14 protein-coding genes are annotated in these 14979 nt (G+C 68.6%); 3 read left to right on the top strand and 11 right to left on the bottom strand.

Annotated elements, in window-relative coordinates:
* Window positions 1-296: 296 nt before the first annotated feature.
* Entirely contained in the window at window positions 297-818 is a 522-nt protein-coding gene (locus QM597_RS04190) for a LysM peptidoglycan-binding domain-containing protein (RefSeq protein WP_415003617.1), read from the top strand.
* Window positions 815-1285 carry an Rv3235 family protein gene (locus tag QM597_RS04185; protein WP_415003616.1) on the top strand — a complete coding sequence of 157 codons (471 nt, stop codon included), beginning with the start codon at window positions 815-817 and terminating at the stop codon, window positions 1283-1285. Before QM597_RS04190 ends, QM597_RS04185 begins: the two co-directional genes overlap by 4 nt.
* A 196-nt stretch (window positions 1286-1481) precedes the next feature.
* Here QM597_RS04185 and secA read toward each other — a convergent pair whose 3' ends face one another.
* The 11 genes from secA to QM597_RS04130 form a co-directional block, all read right to left on the bottom strand.
* Window positions 1482-4208 carry a preprotein translocase subunit SecA gene (gene secA / locus QM597_RS04180; protein ID WP_415003643.1) on the bottom strand — a complete coding sequence of 909 codons (2727 nt, stop codon included), beginning with the start codon at window positions 4206-4208 and terminating at the stop codon, window positions 1482-1484.
* Window positions 4209-4271: 63 nt separating this feature from the next.
* Window positions 4272-5498 (bottom strand): winged helix-turn-helix domain-containing protein, encoded by a 1227-nt coding sequence (locus QM597_RS04175; RefSeq protein ID WP_415003615.1) that lies wholly within the window; start codon window positions 5496-5498, stop codon window positions 4272-4274.
* Between the two features lie 9 nt (window positions 5499-5507).
* Window positions 5508-6170, bottom strand: coding sequence for a response regulator (locus tag QM597_RS04170; RefSeq protein WP_415003614.1), 663 nt, complete (start codon window positions 6168-6170; stop codon window positions 5508-5510).
* Between the two features lie 104 nt (window positions 6171-6274).
* Window positions 6275-6904 carry a ribosome hibernation-promoting factor, HPF/YfiA family gene (gene hpf, locus QM597_RS04165; protein WP_415003613.1) on the bottom strand — a complete coding sequence of 210 codons (630 nt, stop codon included), beginning with the start codon at window positions 6902-6904 and terminating at the stop codon, window positions 6275-6277.
* A 105-nt stretch (window positions 6905-7009) separates the two neighbouring features.
* Window positions 7010-7720, bottom strand: coding sequence for a ComF family protein (locus QM597_RS04160; protein WP_415003612.1), 711 nt, complete (start codon window positions 7718-7720; stop codon window positions 7010-7012).
* A gap of 183 nt (window positions 7721-7903) precedes the next feature.
* Complete coding sequence (mtrA, locus tag QM597_RS04155) at window positions 7904-8599, bottom strand: MtrAB system response regulator MtrA (protein WP_415003611.1); 696 nt, start codon at window positions 8597-8599, stop codon at window positions 7904-7906.
* Window positions 8600-8708: 109 nt separating this feature from the next.
* Window positions 8709-10151, bottom strand: coding sequence for an adenosylhomocysteinase (gene ahcY / locus QM597_RS04150; protein WP_415003610.1), 1443 nt, complete (start codon window positions 10149-10151; stop codon window positions 8709-8711).
* A 30-nt stretch (window positions 10152-10181) separates the two neighbouring features.
* Complete coding sequence (locus QM597_RS04145) at window positions 10182-10349, bottom strand: Trm112 family protein (protein ID WP_415003609.1); 168 nt, start codon at window positions 10347-10349, stop codon at window positions 10182-10184.
* A gap of 264 nt (window positions 10350-10613) precedes the next feature.
* Window positions 10614-11288 (bottom strand): potassium channel family protein, encoded by a 675-nt coding sequence (locus QM597_RS04140; protein ID WP_415003608.1) that lies wholly within the window; start codon window positions 11286-11288, stop codon window positions 10614-10616.
* A gap of 13 nt (window positions 11289-11301) precedes the next feature.
* Window positions 11302-12648 (bottom strand): TrkH family potassium uptake protein, encoded by a 1347-nt coding sequence (locus QM597_RS04135; protein ID WP_415003607.1) that lies wholly within the window; start codon window positions 12646-12648, stop codon window positions 11302-11304.
* Between the two features lie 145 nt (window positions 12649-12793).
* The gene (locus tag QM597_RS04130) at window positions 12794-13732 is read right to left on the bottom strand and encodes a glycosyltransferase (protein ID WP_415003606.1); all 939 of its coding nucleotides are present in this window, start codon (window positions 13730-13732) and stop codon (window positions 12794-12796) included.
* 121 nt (window positions 13733-13853) lie between these two features.
* Here QM597_RS04130 and QM597_RS04125 point away from each other — a divergent pair, with 121 nt between their 5' ends.
* Entirely contained in the window at window positions 13854-14852 is a 999-nt protein-coding gene (locus QM597_RS04125; protein ID WP_415003605.1) for a glycosyltransferase, read from the top strand.
* The last annotated feature ends 127 nt before the right edge of the window (window positions 14853-14979 follow it).

Below are 14979 nucleotides of genomic sequence, written 5' to 3'. Positions count from 1 at the left end.
GAGCCTCGAAATGACCCGCCCAGCGCAGGCTTCGAGGCTCGGCCGCAAGCGGCCTACGCACCTCAGCCAGCGGGACCACCGGCGCGCGTCTCAGCGGAGGCGCGGACTCGACCGCCCGGCTCAGGCCGGGGCTTTCCCCAGGACCCCGGAAACACCCCTTGACACGGGATACCGAAAGCTAGTAATCGTCATTACACGTCTTCAAACGTTATCAAACGGGGGTTTTCATGCGAGATATCAGTCTTCGACGAATCGGAGCGTCCGCGCTCCTCGCAAGCCTCGGCCTCGCGGCATCCGTGCCCGGCCTTCCCGAAGCCCCGAACCGCCTCGGCGGCACCGACTTCGACCAGGCCCTGACCGCGCTCGCCACTGCGGTCCTGGCGGGGCTGTCGCTGTGGCTCCTGGTCGCCACACTCGCGGTGGGCCTCGGAATGCACCGGCACCGGCTCACCCGGTGCCTGATCCCGGCGTGGCTGGTGGGAGTGCTCACCGGCGGCGCACTCCTCACGCTCGGCACGAGTACCGCTCAGGCCGCGCCCCACGACCTCGACGGCCTCCCGCTCCCCGACCGCGCGGTGACCTCCGTGGCCCCCGAGCAGCCGCCGACGCCACCGGAGAGCGTCGTCGTCACTTCCGGCGACTGCCTGTGGACCATCGCGCGCGAGCATCTCGACCCCGCCGCGAGCCAGGCCGACATCGCCGCCGCCACCGCAGCGTGGCACGAGGCCAACCGCGCCGCGATCGGTGCCGACCCGAACCTCATCCATCCCGGCCAGGTGCTCCTCGCCCCGGCCGCTTCGGGTCAGGACGCGCGATGAGGTCCGCGACCACACTGGCTGTCGTCGTGCCACTCGGCCTCGACCTGACACCGGCAGAGCAGATCCCGCTGCCGATCCCGGCCGAGCGTCCGGTGCTGCCCGCCCCCATTGAGCGCGGGCCGCGCCCCAGTGTGCCGTTGAAGGAACGGTCCTCGCGCTTCCTGCAGGCCATCGTCGAAGTCCTCGCCGGCGACCGGCCCGCCCGTCAACTCGCCGGATGGCTGGCACCCGACGTCTACCGGGCGTTGGAGCGACGCACCACGCTCGGAGCCCGTCCGCCGCGACGCCGCCCCGGCAACGCCCGTGTGGTGTCGGTCCACGTCTCGGTCATCGAGCCGGACATCGCCGAGATCGCAGGCCGTTTCGTCCATCGCGGGCGCTCCCGTGCGCTGGCCGTCCGCCTCGAGGTCGTCCACGATCACCGGTGCCAGCCCCTGTGGCGCTGCACCGCCCTCGAATGGGCCTGAGCGGTTCCGCCAGCTGAGGCACGAGCGAGCCGGGTCCTGAGGTGCCCCGACGAAGGAGTCCCCCCGAGAACTCCGCTGCGCCCCGTTCAGGGAGTCGCCCCCAGCCTCGAAGGGCGAAACCTCCGATGGCAGGTCCCTTCGAGGCTCCTCGTTCCTCGTCGCACCTCAGGGACCGGTGACGAACGAGCCGCGCGCCCTAACGGTTGGACTTGCGGCTCTTGCGCTGCTGCTTGGCCTTCTGCCGCGCCTTCGCCTTGGCCTTGTCCTGCTGGCGCTTGGCGTTGGCCTGCGGCGACACCGACTCGGTGTGCACTTCAGCCTCACCGGTCTCGGTGGGTGCCGAGTAGGCGAGCTTCTGCTCGGGCTGGCGCACCACGCCCTTGGCGCTCACCTCGGGCTTGGCAGCCTCCCCGGCCTCCTCGCCGTCGACAGCGGCCGGCTGGCCCACGTTGATCTTGACGTTGAACAGGTAGCCGACGGCCTCCTCCTGCACCGCCTCCATCATCGCGGTGAACAGGTCGAAGCCCTCGCGCTGGTACTCCACGAGCGGATCGCGCTGGCTGTAGGCGCGCAGGCCGATGCCCTCGCGCAGGTAGTCCATCTCGTACAGGTGCTCGCGCCACTGCCGGTCGAGCACGCTCAGCACGATCAGCCGCTCAGCATCGCGCGCCACCTGCGGCGTCAACTCCTCCTCGCGGCGCTCGTAGGCCGCCAGGCAGTCCGCGACGAGCGTCTCAGTGAGTTTGTCGCGCTGCAACCGCTCCCGGCCGCCGGCCTGCTCAACGACGTCCTCGATGGTCAGCTCGATCGGGTACAGCGTGCCGACGGCCGTCCAGAGCGCCTCGAGATCCCACTCCTCGGCGAAGCCCTCGGTGGCACCGGCGACGTAGGCGGTGATGACCTGCTCGATCATCGAGCGCACCCAGTCACGCAGGTCCTCGCCCTCCAGGACCTTGCGGCGCTCGGCGTAGACGACCTCGCGCTGACGGCTCATCACGTCGTCGTACTTGAGGATGTTCTTGCGCGTCTCGAAGTTCTGCGATTCGACCTGCGCCTGAGCCGACGCGATGGCACCGGTGACCCGCTTGTTCTCGATCGGCACATCGTCGGGGATATTCATGCGCTGCAGCACCCAGTCGACCCAGTCCGCCTTGAATAGGCGCATCAGATCGTCCTGGAGCGACAGGTAGAACTGCGACGAGCCGGGGTCGCCCTGACGGCCCGAGCGGCCGCGCAACTGGTTGTCGATGCGGCGCGACTCGTGGCGCTCCGTGCCGATGACGGCCAAGCCGCCGAGTTCGACAACCTCGTCGTGCTCGGCCTTGACCTGCGCCTCGGCCTTCGCCACGGCGGCAGCCCAGGCTGCCTCGTAGCCGCTCTCGGGGTCGGCCGGATCCATGCCCTGCTTGCGCAGCGCCTGATCGGCCAGGAACTCCACGTTGCCGCCGAGCATGATGTCAGTGCCACGTCCGGCCATGTTGGTGGCCACGGTGACCGCGCCCTTGTGACCGGCGAGCGCGACAATGGCGGCCTCGCGCTCATGCTGCTTGGCGTTGAGCACCTCGTGGACGACACCGCGCTTGCGCAGCATCTTCGACAACCGCTCGCTCTTTTCGACGCTGGTGGTGCCGACAAGAATCGGCTGGCCCGCCTGGTGCCGCTCGACAATGTCCTCGACGACCGCAGCGAACTTGGCGTCCTCGGTGCGGTACACCAGATCCGGCAGGTCCTCGCGGGCCACCGCCTTGTTGGTGCGGATCGGCACCACGCCGAGGCCGTAGATCTTGTCGAACTCGCTGGCCTCGGTCATCGCCGTGCCGGTCATGCCCGACAACTTCTCGTAGAGGCGGAAGTAGTTCTGCAGCGTGATCGTGGCGAGGGTCTGGTACTCCTCACGGATGCGCACACCCTCCTTGGCCTCGATGGCCTGATGCAGGCCCTCGTTGTAGCGGCGTCCGTCGAGGATGCGGCCGGTGTGCTCGTCGACGATGAGGACGTTGCCGTCCATGACGACGTAGTCCTTGTCGCGCTTGAACAGCTCGCGCGCCTTGACGGCGTTGTTGAGGAAGCTGATGAGCGGGGTGTTGACCGAGTCGTAGAGATTGTCGATGCCGAGCGCGTTCTCGACCGCGTCGATGCCCGCATCGGTGACGCTGATGGTGCGCTTCTTCTCGTCGACCTCGTAGTGGACCTCGGGGGTCATCGTGCCGACGATCTTGGCGAACTCGCCGTACCACTGGACCTGCTCCTGTGTCGGGCCGGAGATGATGAGCGGCGTGCGCGCCTCGTCGATGAGGATGGAGTCAACCTCGTCGACCACGGCGAAGAAATGGCCCCGCTGCACGCAGGCGGCCAGCTCGGTCGCCATGTTGTCGCGCAGGTAGTCGAAACCCATCTCGTTGTTGGTGCCGTAGGTGATGTCGCAGGCGTACGCCTCGCGGCGCTCGGCGGCGTTCATGCCCGGCAAAATGGTGCCCACGCTCAGGCCGAGGAAGCGGTGAACGCGGCCCATCCAGTCGGCGTGGTACTTGGCCAGGTAGTCGTTGACCGTCACCACGTGGACGCCCTTGCCGGCCAGCGCATTGAGGTAGGCCGGCAGCGTCGAGACGAGGGTCTTGCCCTCACCGGTCTTCATCTCGGCGATATTGCCCAGGTGCAGCGCCGCGCCGCCGAGGATCTGCACGTCGAAGTGCCGCTGGCCGAGCACCCGGTCGGCGGCCTCGCGCACAACGGCGAAGGCTTCGGGCATGAGGTCGTCCAGGTTCGCGCCGTCGGCCAGCCGCTCACGGAACTCCGTGGTCATGCCGCGCAGCTCCTCGTCGCTCATGTCGGCGAACTCGTCGGCGAGATCGTTGACCTGGGCGGCGACCGCCTCCAACTGACGAAGGATCTTGCCTTCGCCCGCGCGGAGGATCTTGTCGATGATTTTGGGCATACCGAATGGACTTCCTGGCGAAGGGCCGTGAACTTCAGCGAGTCTAGGCGGTCAGCCCAGCGCCCCGGCCACGGCCCGCGCCAACAGAGCGGCCAGATCGCCCCGGTCGGCGACCACCACCTCCTGTGCGCCGATCCAGCGGGCCATCGTCGCCAGTTCGGCGGCCAGTTCGGCGGCGGTGTGCGCGGGTGCCTGCGGCTCGGCGTGGGCGGCCTGCACCACGAGGTGCCCGGCGGCCCGGTCGTGCTTGAGATCGACCCGCGCGACGAGGTCGTCGCCGAGCAGGAACGGCAGCACGTAGTAGCCGTAGACCCGCTTCGGTGCCGGCACGTAGATCTCGATGCGGTAGTCCATGCCGAACAGCGCCTTGAGCCGTGTCCGCTCGAAGATCAGCGGATCGAAGGGGCTGACGAGCGCGCGGGCGTGTACGGCGCGAGGCACGGTGGCGTCGCGGTGCCGCCAGGCGGGCCGGTCCCACCCGCTGACCCGCGTGGGCACGAGTTCTCCGGCGTCGGCGAGGTCGGCGACGGCCCGGCGGACCGGCTCTGCGGCCAGCCGGAAGTAGTCGCGCAGGCACGGTGCCGTGGCGATGCCGAGGGCGCGGGCCGCGTGGCCGACCAACACGCGATGGGCCTCGTCTGCGGGCAGGTCCGGCCGCTCGGCCACGTCGGCCGGCAGCACCCGCTCGGGCAGGTCGTAGATCCGCTCGAACTGGGCGTTGCGGCCCGCCGCCATGACCTCACCCCGATAGAACAGGTATTCCAGCGCTTTCTTGCCCTCTGACCAGTTCCAGCCCCAGCGGCTCCGCTCGCGCGGGATGTCGGCCTCGATCTGGCGGGCGGTGAGCGGCCCGCGCTCGCCCACCTCGGCCAGAACCCAGTCGACGAACCGGGCATTCTCACGGGCCACCTGGCGCGGCCCGTTCCACATGCCCGACTCGTCGGCGCGGCGAAAACCCAGGGCCGGCCACAGCCGGACGTCGAGATAGGCCGCCTCGTGCGCCCAATACTCGACCAGCCGGCGCGGTGCCCGGCCGGCGGCCCGGTGCAGCAGGTCGACGTCATAGGGACCGAGCCGCGAGTACAGCGGCAGATAGTGCGCCCGCTGAAGCACGTTGACCGAATCGATCTGGAACAGGCCGAGCCGGTCGAGCACGGCCCGCAGATGCCTCGGGCCGACGGTCGCGGCGGGACGGCCTCGCGCGAAGCCGAGCGCGCCCAGGGCGATCCGCCGGGCCTGCGCGGGGCTGTAGCGTCGAGGCGTCGAGGCCGGACTCACGCAGGCGTCTCACACATCGTCGACGAGTTTGCTGCGCATGGCGTACAGGGCCGCCTCCATGCGCGACTTCATCTGCAGTTTCTCCAGCAGGTTGCGGACGTGGTTCTTGACGGTGTTCTCGCTGATGTACAACTCGACGGCGATCTCTTTGTTCGACAGGCCGCGGGCCACGAGCCGCAGCACCTGCAGTTCACGCGAGGTGAGGTTGCCCGGCTGCGAGGACGATGCCTGCGACATCTGGACGAACTCCTCCAGCAGCTTGGTCGCCATCGCCGGGCTGATGAGCGACTGCCCGGAGGCGACCAGCCGCACGGCCCGGCCGACCTCCTCGTAGGTCGATCCGTCCTTGAGCAGGTAGCCCGAGGCACCGCTCTTGATCGAGTCGTACAGGTCGCTCTCGTCGTCACTGGCGGTCAGCATGACGATGCCGGTGCTGGGCGAGGTCTCCTTGATCGCGGCACAGATCTCGACGCCGCTGCGACCGGGCATGCGGACATCGAGCAGCACCACGTCCGGCGGGTTATCGGCGACCTGGGCAAGGGCCTCCTCGCCACCGGTGACCTCAACGAGATCAAGTCCCGGATCGGACCCGAGCACCATGCTCACACCCTTACGGAACAGTTCCTGGTCGTCAACGAGCAGGACTCGAATGCGCTCACTGACCTCGCTCACGCCCCGCATCATCCCATATCAGACCCACAGGAACCACTCTCCCAGCCGTGGAGGACGTACCGCGCCGGGCCGCCACCGGGACTCGGCGACGGCCCGGCGCACGGTCAGCCGAGATCGGGATCGAGGTGGATCACGCCGTAGTCGTAGCCCCGGCGGCGGTACACGACGCTCGGCTGCATCGAGTCCTTCTCGACGAACAGGTAGAAGTCGTGGCCGACGAGTTCCATCTCGTACAGCGCCTGGTCGAGCGTCATGGCAGGTGCCTTGTGCGTCTTCTCGCGCACCACCATCGGCCCGTCTCCCTCGATCTGCACCGGCGAGGCACTCGCGGCGGCGGGGTCCGGCTCCGCTTCTACGGCGGGCAGCAGGTCTTCGGGCGCGTCAGCGGTGGCCTGGGCGAGCGAGATCGGCGCGTGCTGGCCGCGATGGATGCGGCGGCGGTCCACAACGCGGCGCAGGCGAGCCTCGAGCTTGTCGACGGCAGCGTCGAGCGCGGAAGCCTGATCGGTGGCGCACGCCTCGGCCCGGACCACCGGGCCGCGCGACCGCATGGTCAACTCGACGCGGGCGGCGCGGTCGTGCTGGCGGGGGTTCTTCTCGTGCGTCACCTCGACGTCGATGCGGCTGATGCGCTGGCGGCTGTCGAACTTGTCGATGCGGTGCAGCTTCTCGTGCACCCGTTCGCGGAACCTCTCCGAGATCTCGCTGTTGCGACCGGTGACGACGATTTCCATGAGATACCTCCCGCGTGATGAAACGAGCGTGCTTCATGCCATAGCGCGACCGTAGACCGCTTGGGCCGCCAGGGGAAGGGGCGCACGCGAACTTCCGCCGAGTTCTCAGCGGGCGTTGGGGAAGCCGGAAGCCCTCGGGGTGGACGCCACCACCGCGATCCCGGCGACATGCCCGTGCGCGGCGGCCAAGGCGCGGGCCGCCTCGGCCGCAGAGGCACCGGTCGTCACGATGTCGTCGACGACGAGGAGGGTCGATTCGCCCCGCGCTCGCCACCGCTGGAGCGCCCGGCTGTCCGCCGCGAAGGCACCATCGACGTTGGCCCGTCGCTGCCGGGCACTCAGACCCGCCTGGTCTCGTGTGGCGCGAGTGCGGCGGAGTACCGCCAGCGCCTCGGCCTCGACACCGACCGCCATCAGCCGGCGAGCCGCGTGGACCGCCAGGTCGGCGGCCACGTCCGCACCGCGCCGCCGGACCTGGCGGCGGTCGGCGGGCATCGGGACCAGGCCGACCGGCCCCGGACCGTCGCAGAACGGGACGCAGCTGCACGCCAGCAGGTGTGCGAGCGGCCCCGTGAGCCGGTGGCGTCCGCGGTCCTTCCACGCCACGATGGCGCGCGCCATCGGGCCGGTGTTGGCGACGGCGGCGACGACCGGTACGGCGGCGCTGCTGCGGATCACTTCGACCAGGTGCGGTCGGGGCCGGCACGCCTCGGCGCAGGCGGCACACCAGAGGGGGCCGGGGGCCGAGCAACCCGCACAGGCGGCCCCGACCACCAGGTCGGCGGCCGCGTCACGCCATCGGTCCCAGGCTCGCACCCGGCCACGGTGCCCCGGAGGTCGCCAGGAGTCCAGCAGGCGCAGCGCACCCTGTGGATAAAACGTGGCGGCGCAGAGGCCCGAACCCGGTCATTGAGGTGCGGTGTGAGTCCCTTCGAGGCTCGTCGCAAGCTCCTCGCACCTCAGGGACCGGTCTGTGGCGCGCGAGACGCCCGAAGGCGGTCACTGCGGGGTGATCGCCTGGTAGCCGACCCCGCGCACAGTCCGGATGATGCTGGGATTCTCTGCATCGTCTTCGATCTTGGAGCGCAGCCGGGTCATATGGACGTTGACGAGTTTGGTGTCACCGGGATGGTGGTAGCCCCAGACCCTCTGCAGCAACACCTCACGGGTGAAGACCTGCTCGGGCGTACCCAGCAGGCAGGCCAGAAGGTCGAACTCCAGCGGGGTCAGATCCAACGGCTGCCCGGCGCGGGTCACCGTGTGGCCGACCGGGTCGAGCACGATGTCGCCGAAGACCAGCGGTTCGAGCAGTTGATCGGTGCGCCGCAGCCGGGCGCGGATGCGTGCGATCAACTCGGAGTTGGCGAACGGCTTAACAACGTAGTCGTCGGCACCGGCCTCCAGGCCCGCCACGACATCGCTGGTCTCCGAGCGGGCCGTCACCATGATGATCGGCACCGTCGAGGTCGCCCGGATCTGACGGCAGACCTCCATGCCGTCCTTGCCGGGCAGCATGAGGTCGAGCAGCACCACATCGGGCCGGAACGCCTGCAGCGCCTGGGCCACCTTGTCACCGGACCGGCACACCGCCGTCGTCAGACCCTCCCCGTCGAGCATGATCGACAGCATCTCCGCGAGCGAAGCGTCGTCATCGACAATGAGGACGCGGTCGTGGTGGGAGCGCCTGCGGGTCATGTCGGCACCGCCAGAGACGGCATCGCCAGAGAAACGGCAACGATAGGCAGCGCCGACATGACACCACAACCCGCTCGCTGACGCTCGCTCATGTCGTCACCGCCCGAAGTCAGTAGCGGTAGTGGTCCGGCTTATACGGCCCGGCGACATCGACGCCGAGGTACGCGGCCTGCTCCTTGGTCAGCTCGGTCAGCTCAACTCCGAGGGCGTCGAGGTGCAACCGGGCGACCTCCTCGTCGAGGTGCTTGGGCAGCACGTGGACGCCGATCTCGTAGGAATCGGACTTCGCGAACAGCTCGATCTGCGCGAGCACCTGGTTGGTGAAGGAGTTGCTCATGACGAACGACGGGTGGCCCGTGGCGTTACCGAGGTTGAGCAGACGGCCCTCCGACAGCACGATGATCTTCTTGCCGTCGGGGAAGATCCACTGATGGACCTGCGGCTTGATCTCGTCCTTGACGATGCCGGGGATCTTGGCCAGACCCACCATGTCGATCTCGTTGTCGAAGTGGCCGATGTTGCCGACGATGGCCTGGTTCTTCATCTTCTCGAAGTGCTCGGCGCGGATGATGTCGAAGTTGCCGGTGGTGGTGACGAAGATGTCGGCGAACTCCACGACCGACTCCAGTCGGCGGACCTCATAGCCGTCCATCGCGGCCTGCAGCGCGCAGATCGGGTCGATCTCGGTGACGATGACACGGGCACCCTGGCCGCGCAGCGACTCCGCGCAGCCCTTGCCGACGTCGCCGTAGCCGCAGACGACGGCGATCTTGCCGCCGATCATCACGTCGGTCGCGCGATTGATACCGTCGATCAGCGAGTGACGGCAGCCGTACTTGTTGTCGAACTTGCTCTTGGTGACCGAGTCGTTGACGTTGATCGCCGGGAAGAGGAGCGACCCCTCCTTGAAACGCTCGTAGAGGCGCAGCACACCGGTCGTGGTCTCCTCCGAGACGCCCTTGATACCGGCAGCGATCCGTGTCCAGCGCTGCGGATCGGCCTTCAGCGAACGGTCGAGAACGCGCAGCACCTCCTTGAACTCCTCGTTGTCGGTGGAGTCCTGCGGCGGCACGACACCGGCCGACTCGTACTCGACCCCCTTGTGCAGCAGCAGCGTGATGTCGCCGCCGTCGTCGAGGAGCATGTTCGGGCCGACGGGCAAACCGTTCTCGTCGGTGAAGGCGAAGACCTTCTCGGCCTCGTCCCAGTACTCGGCGAGCGTCTCGCCCTTCCACGCGAAGACCGGCGTACCCTGCGGATCCTCGGGGGTGCCATCGATGCCGACGACGACCGCAGCGGCGGCGTGGTCCTGGGTGGAGAAAATATTGCAGGTGGCCCAGCGGACGTCGGCACCGAGCGCGGTGAGTGTCTCGATCAGCACAGCGGTCTGGATCGTCATATGCAGGGATCCGGCGATCCGGGCACCCTGAAGCGGCTGGGACGGCCCGAACCTCTCGCGCATGGCCATGAGGCCCGGCATCTCGTGCTCCGCGAGGGAGATCTCCTTGCGTCCGAATTCAGCCAGCGAGAGGTCTGCGACGTTGAAATCCACGGGCCTATCGTACCGGGCGCGATCGGGGCCTCAGAGGGCGCGAGCTTCGCGCGCCAGCATGACCGGAATCTCCTCGACGACCGGATAGGCGAGCTGGCAGTTCTGGCACACCAACTCGTAGGCGTCGACGTCCACGAACGGTCGATCTCGGCACTGCGGGCAGACGAGGGTCTCCACCAGGATCGGATCAATGACCATGCCTTCACCCTAGCGCCCGGAGCCGCTCAGAAGATGCCAATAGGCGCGAACCCGGTCATTGAGGTGCGGAGCGAGGAACGAGCGGAGCCTCGAAATGACCCGCCCACGGCAGGCCTCGCCCTTCGAGGCCCCTCCTTCGTCGGGGCACCTCAGGACCCGGCTCGCTCGTTCCTCACGGTCCCTGAGGTGCGTAGGCCGTCCGCAGCCGGAGCCTCGGAGAGCGCACCTCAGCCAGCGGGTCCAGCCTCAAGCCCCGGAGAGCGCTCAGCTGAGCGCGCAGAACGCTTCGACCTTCGGTGTCGGCCCGGAGACGATCAACTCATCGCCGGTCGCCACGTAGGTGTCGGGCTGGGCGTAGGTGAAGTCCTCGCCGCGAGTCTTGACCCCGACGATGGTCACGCCGAAGCGCTGGCGCAGGTTCGCCTCGGCCAGCGTGCGGCGTTCGGCGCATTCCGGTGCCCGCGTCCGGGCGATAGCGAAGCCGTCGTCGAACTCGATGAAGTCGGTCATCGTGCCGGTCACCAGGTGGGCCACCCGCTTGCCCATCTGCGACTCGGGGCGAATCACGTGGGTCGCGCCCATCCGTTCGAGGATCGCGGCGTGCTTGCCGCTGATCGCCTTGGCCCACACCTCGGGGATGCCGAGGTCGAGCAGGCCCAGCACCGTCAGCACGCTGGCCTCGATGTCGGTGCCGATGCCGACGACCGCCACCTCGAACTGCTCCGCGCCGATCTGGCGCAGTGCCTCGGTGTCGGTGGTGTCGGCGGCGATGACGTGGGTGAAGTCGCTGGCGTGCTTCTGCACGATCTCGGGCCGCACGTCGACGGCCAGCACGTCGTGCCCGAGCTGCACCAGCGAACGCGCGGTGGCCAGCCCGAAGCGCCCCAGGCCCAGCACGATCACCGGGGCTGTGGGTGATGTCGCCTTGCTCCTCGCCATGCGAACTCCTCGTCTATCCGATAATCGGCTGCTCTTCGGGCAGCGTGTAGCGCGGTGCCCGGCGGCGCAGGACCAGGGCCGAGGCGGCGGTGATGGTGCCGACCCGGCCGATGAACATCAAGAGGATCAGCACCAACTGCGACGCCACCGACAGGTGCACCGTCAGCCCGGTGCTGAGGCCGACCGTGGCGAAGGCGGAGGTGACCTCGAACAGCGCATGGTCGAACGGGATGTCCGATAGCAGCATGAGGACCCAGGTGGACCCGGTGACGAGCATGACCGAGAGCAAGGCGATCGTCAGCGCGGTGCGGATGACCCTCGGCCCGATGGAGCGCGAGCCGATGGTCACCTGCGGGTCACCGCGCAGTTCGGCCAGGACGACGTAGGCGAGCAGCAGGAAAGTGGTCACCTTGATGCCGCCGGCGGTGCTCGCGCTGCCGCCGCCGATGAACATCAGCACAGTGGCGAAGCTCAGCGTCTCAGGGCGCACCTGGCCCCAGTCGAAGCTGTTGAAGCCGCCCGAGCGCGGCATGATCCCGCCCTCCAGACCGGAGACGAGCTTGTCGTGCCAGCTCAGCGGTCCGAGCGATCCGGGATTGCTCCATTCGAGCAGCAGGAAGCCCGCAGCGCCCACCACGAGCAGGCCGAGCGACCCCCACACCGTCAGCCGGGTGTGGATCGTCCAGCGGCCCGGACGGCGCCAGCCGCTGAACAGCTCGGCCAGCACCGGGAAACCCACGGCCCCGAAGAACACTCCGACGCAGATCGGGATGATGATGAGTCCGTCTCCGGCGTACCGGGTGAGGCTGTCGGCATTGAGCGAGAAGCCCGCGTTGTTGAACGCCATGATCGCGTCGAAGACGCCGTGCCATAGGGCGGTGGCCCACGAGTCGAAGTACTCGGCGCGATAGCGCAGCGTGAGGATGGCGGCGATGACCACCTGGAAGCTCATCATCACGACGGCGACGCGCTGGAACAGCGGACGCACCTCACCGAGGCTGACCACGTGCATGTCGGCCTGGGCCACCAGGCGCGTGCGCAAACCGAGGCGGCCGCCGATGAACAGACCGAGCACGGTCGCCAGCGCAACGATCCCGAGGCCGCCGATCTCGACCAGCACGAGGATGATCGCCTGACCGGCCGGCGACCAGTAGGTCGAGGTGTCGACCGAGGCCAGGCCTGTCACGGTGACCGCCGAGGCCGAGGTGAAGAACGCCGGCATGAAGTCCGGGGCGTGCTGCCCGGCGCGTGCGACGGGCAGCAGCAGTGCCAGCGTCCCGACGAGGATCAACGCCAGGAAGCTCAGCGGCAGGAGCCGGACCGGATGCGCGATGGCAGCCGGGATGACCGGACGAAACACACCGCGACGCTACACCCGCACCGGACCCCGCACCGGCCAAGGCCAGGCTCAGTCAGCGTCGGACCACGGTCCCTTCGAGGCTCCGGCCGCAAGCGGCCTTCGCGCCTCAGGGACCTGGCGCACCCACCGGCACGCGCCTCATCAGTCAGCGGCGAGCGGCGGCGAGATAGTGGGGGTGGCGGGTGAAGTCGCCGCGCCAGCCGTCGAAGGCCGCGCGCAGCCCCAGGAGCGCTCCGTGCAGATCGCGGCGGGTGAACAGCGTGAACCACAGCAGGCGTCCCATGAACCCCAGGACGAACAGCACCCCGCGATAGCGGCGCAGGGTGGCCACATTGTTGCGGGCACCGCAGTAGTTCTTCAGGTCGGCCAGCGCGCCGCTGGCCCACACGAAGGTCATACGCCCGAAGAACATCGGGTGATTCGACATCGCATCGCTGGGGTGAGAGAAACGGGCCGCAGGGACGGTGGCGATGCGGGCACCGGCGGCCTCGGCACGCATCTTGTACTCGGTCTCGTCACCCCAGATGAAGTATTCGACGCGCGGCAGCCCGAGCCGCGCCACGAGGTCACTGGAAATGAGCACGCCGTTGAACGCCGCGATGACGCCGTCGGCCAGGCCGCCCTTCGCCTCGGCGACCAGCTCGTCGTAGGTCTTCAGCAGCCGCGTCGAGCCGGGCAGCCGCAGCGTGAAGCACAGCAGGGCCGCATCGGACTCGGCGACGACGGCCGGGCCGATGAACCGGTCCGGCTCGGCGAAGGCGAGCAGCTGCTCCAGGCAGGCCGGGTCCGGTGCGCCGTCGTCGTCCATGAGCCAGACGTAGTCGGCACCGGCGCGCACGGCCGCGTCGAGTCCCGCAGCGAAGCCGCCGGCACCCCCGAGGTTCTCCGGCAGCCGTTCGATCTGGAGCGACAACGGGCTGTCGAAGGAGGCCAGGAAGGCCTGGGTGTCATCGGTGCTGGCGTTGTCGACCACGACCACGCCGTCGGGGAGCCGGGTCGACGCGGCGAGCGCGGTGAGGATGCGCTCCAGCAACCGTCGGCGGTTGTAGGTGACGACCACAGCGATGACTTGAGGCTGGCCCACCCGCTGATTCTCCCATGCGACCTCTGGTGCCCGGTGAGGTTGGTCTGCCCCGGCCTCCGGGCTAGAATCGCGCAGGTCGTTCCAGGCGGGACGCCAGGACTGTGGAAGGTGGCACGCGGACGTGGCCCACGCTGACCCCGCAGCCGGACTGCCGGCCGTGCCGCCTGCGGACCGAGTCGCGCTGGTGATCGTCACCTACAACCGCTCGGACATGCTGGGCCGCCTCCTCGACAGCATCGACGCGATGGACCCGGCTCCGTGGGCGATCATCCTCATCGACAACGCCAGCACCGACGACACCGGCGAGGTGGTCGCCGCCTGGCGCGCGCGAACGCCGCATCAGCGGGTCGAGCACCGCCGGATGGCCGAAAACATCGGCGGCTCGGGCGGCTTCAACGCCGGGGTCGAGGTCGCCGTCGGGCTGGGCGCGTCGTGGTCGTGGCTCATGGACGACGACGTACTGGTCATCGGCGACGCACTAGCCCTGCTGCGCCCGTGGATGGAGCGTTTCTCGGTGTTGCACGGCCGCCGCTACGACGCCAGTGGCGAACCGTTCTACTGGCAAGCGCGCTTCAACCGCTTCCTCGGCGTGCCACTGCCGTATTCGGGCAAACATCTGCGCGAGCACGGCTATGCGGTGACCAACTCCGGCACCTTCGAGGGCATGGTCGTCCACAGCGACATCGTGCGCCTGATCGGCCTGCCCGATCCGCGGTTCTTCATCACCTGGGACGACGCGGTCTACGCCTGGCTGGCGTCGCGGCACACCGAGGTCGCCTACGTCGACGCCTTCGTGCTGCACCGCCAGCGCGAACAGCGCCAGGTCAACCTGGGCGTGCGGCATCTCAACGACGGCAGTCCGCTGTTCCGCTTCCACATGATGCGCAACCGCGCCTATGTGGCGAAGTACTTTGCCGCGCACGGACAGCTGAACCGCTTCGGCTTCGGCATCGGCACGGCGCTGACCTTCGCCAAGGAGGTCTTCCGGCTCGTCGTCGTGCAGCGCACGCTGACGGGCTTCGGCGACCTGGTGCGCGGCTTCCGGGAGAACCGCCGCCTGCGGAAGGACGACTCCTGGCATCCGATGGACCCCGCCGACGTCCCCCCTCCCCCGCACTAGCCACACGCGGTTCTCCGGGTATCCCTTCGAGACTCCTCGTTCCTCGTCGCACCTCAGGGACCTGTAAGTGTGGGTGGTGGCTGGTCTGGGACTGGCTGGCCGGGGCATGATGCCGGTGTTTCCGTCT

Origin of the sequence: Aeromicrobium sp., assembly GCF_047607065.1 — a bacterium.
Taxonomy (GTDB): Bacteria; Actinomycetota; Actinomycetes; order Propionibacteriales; family Nocardioidaceae; genus Aeromicrobium.
This window is presented reverse-complemented; position numbering and strand designations above follow the sequence as displayed.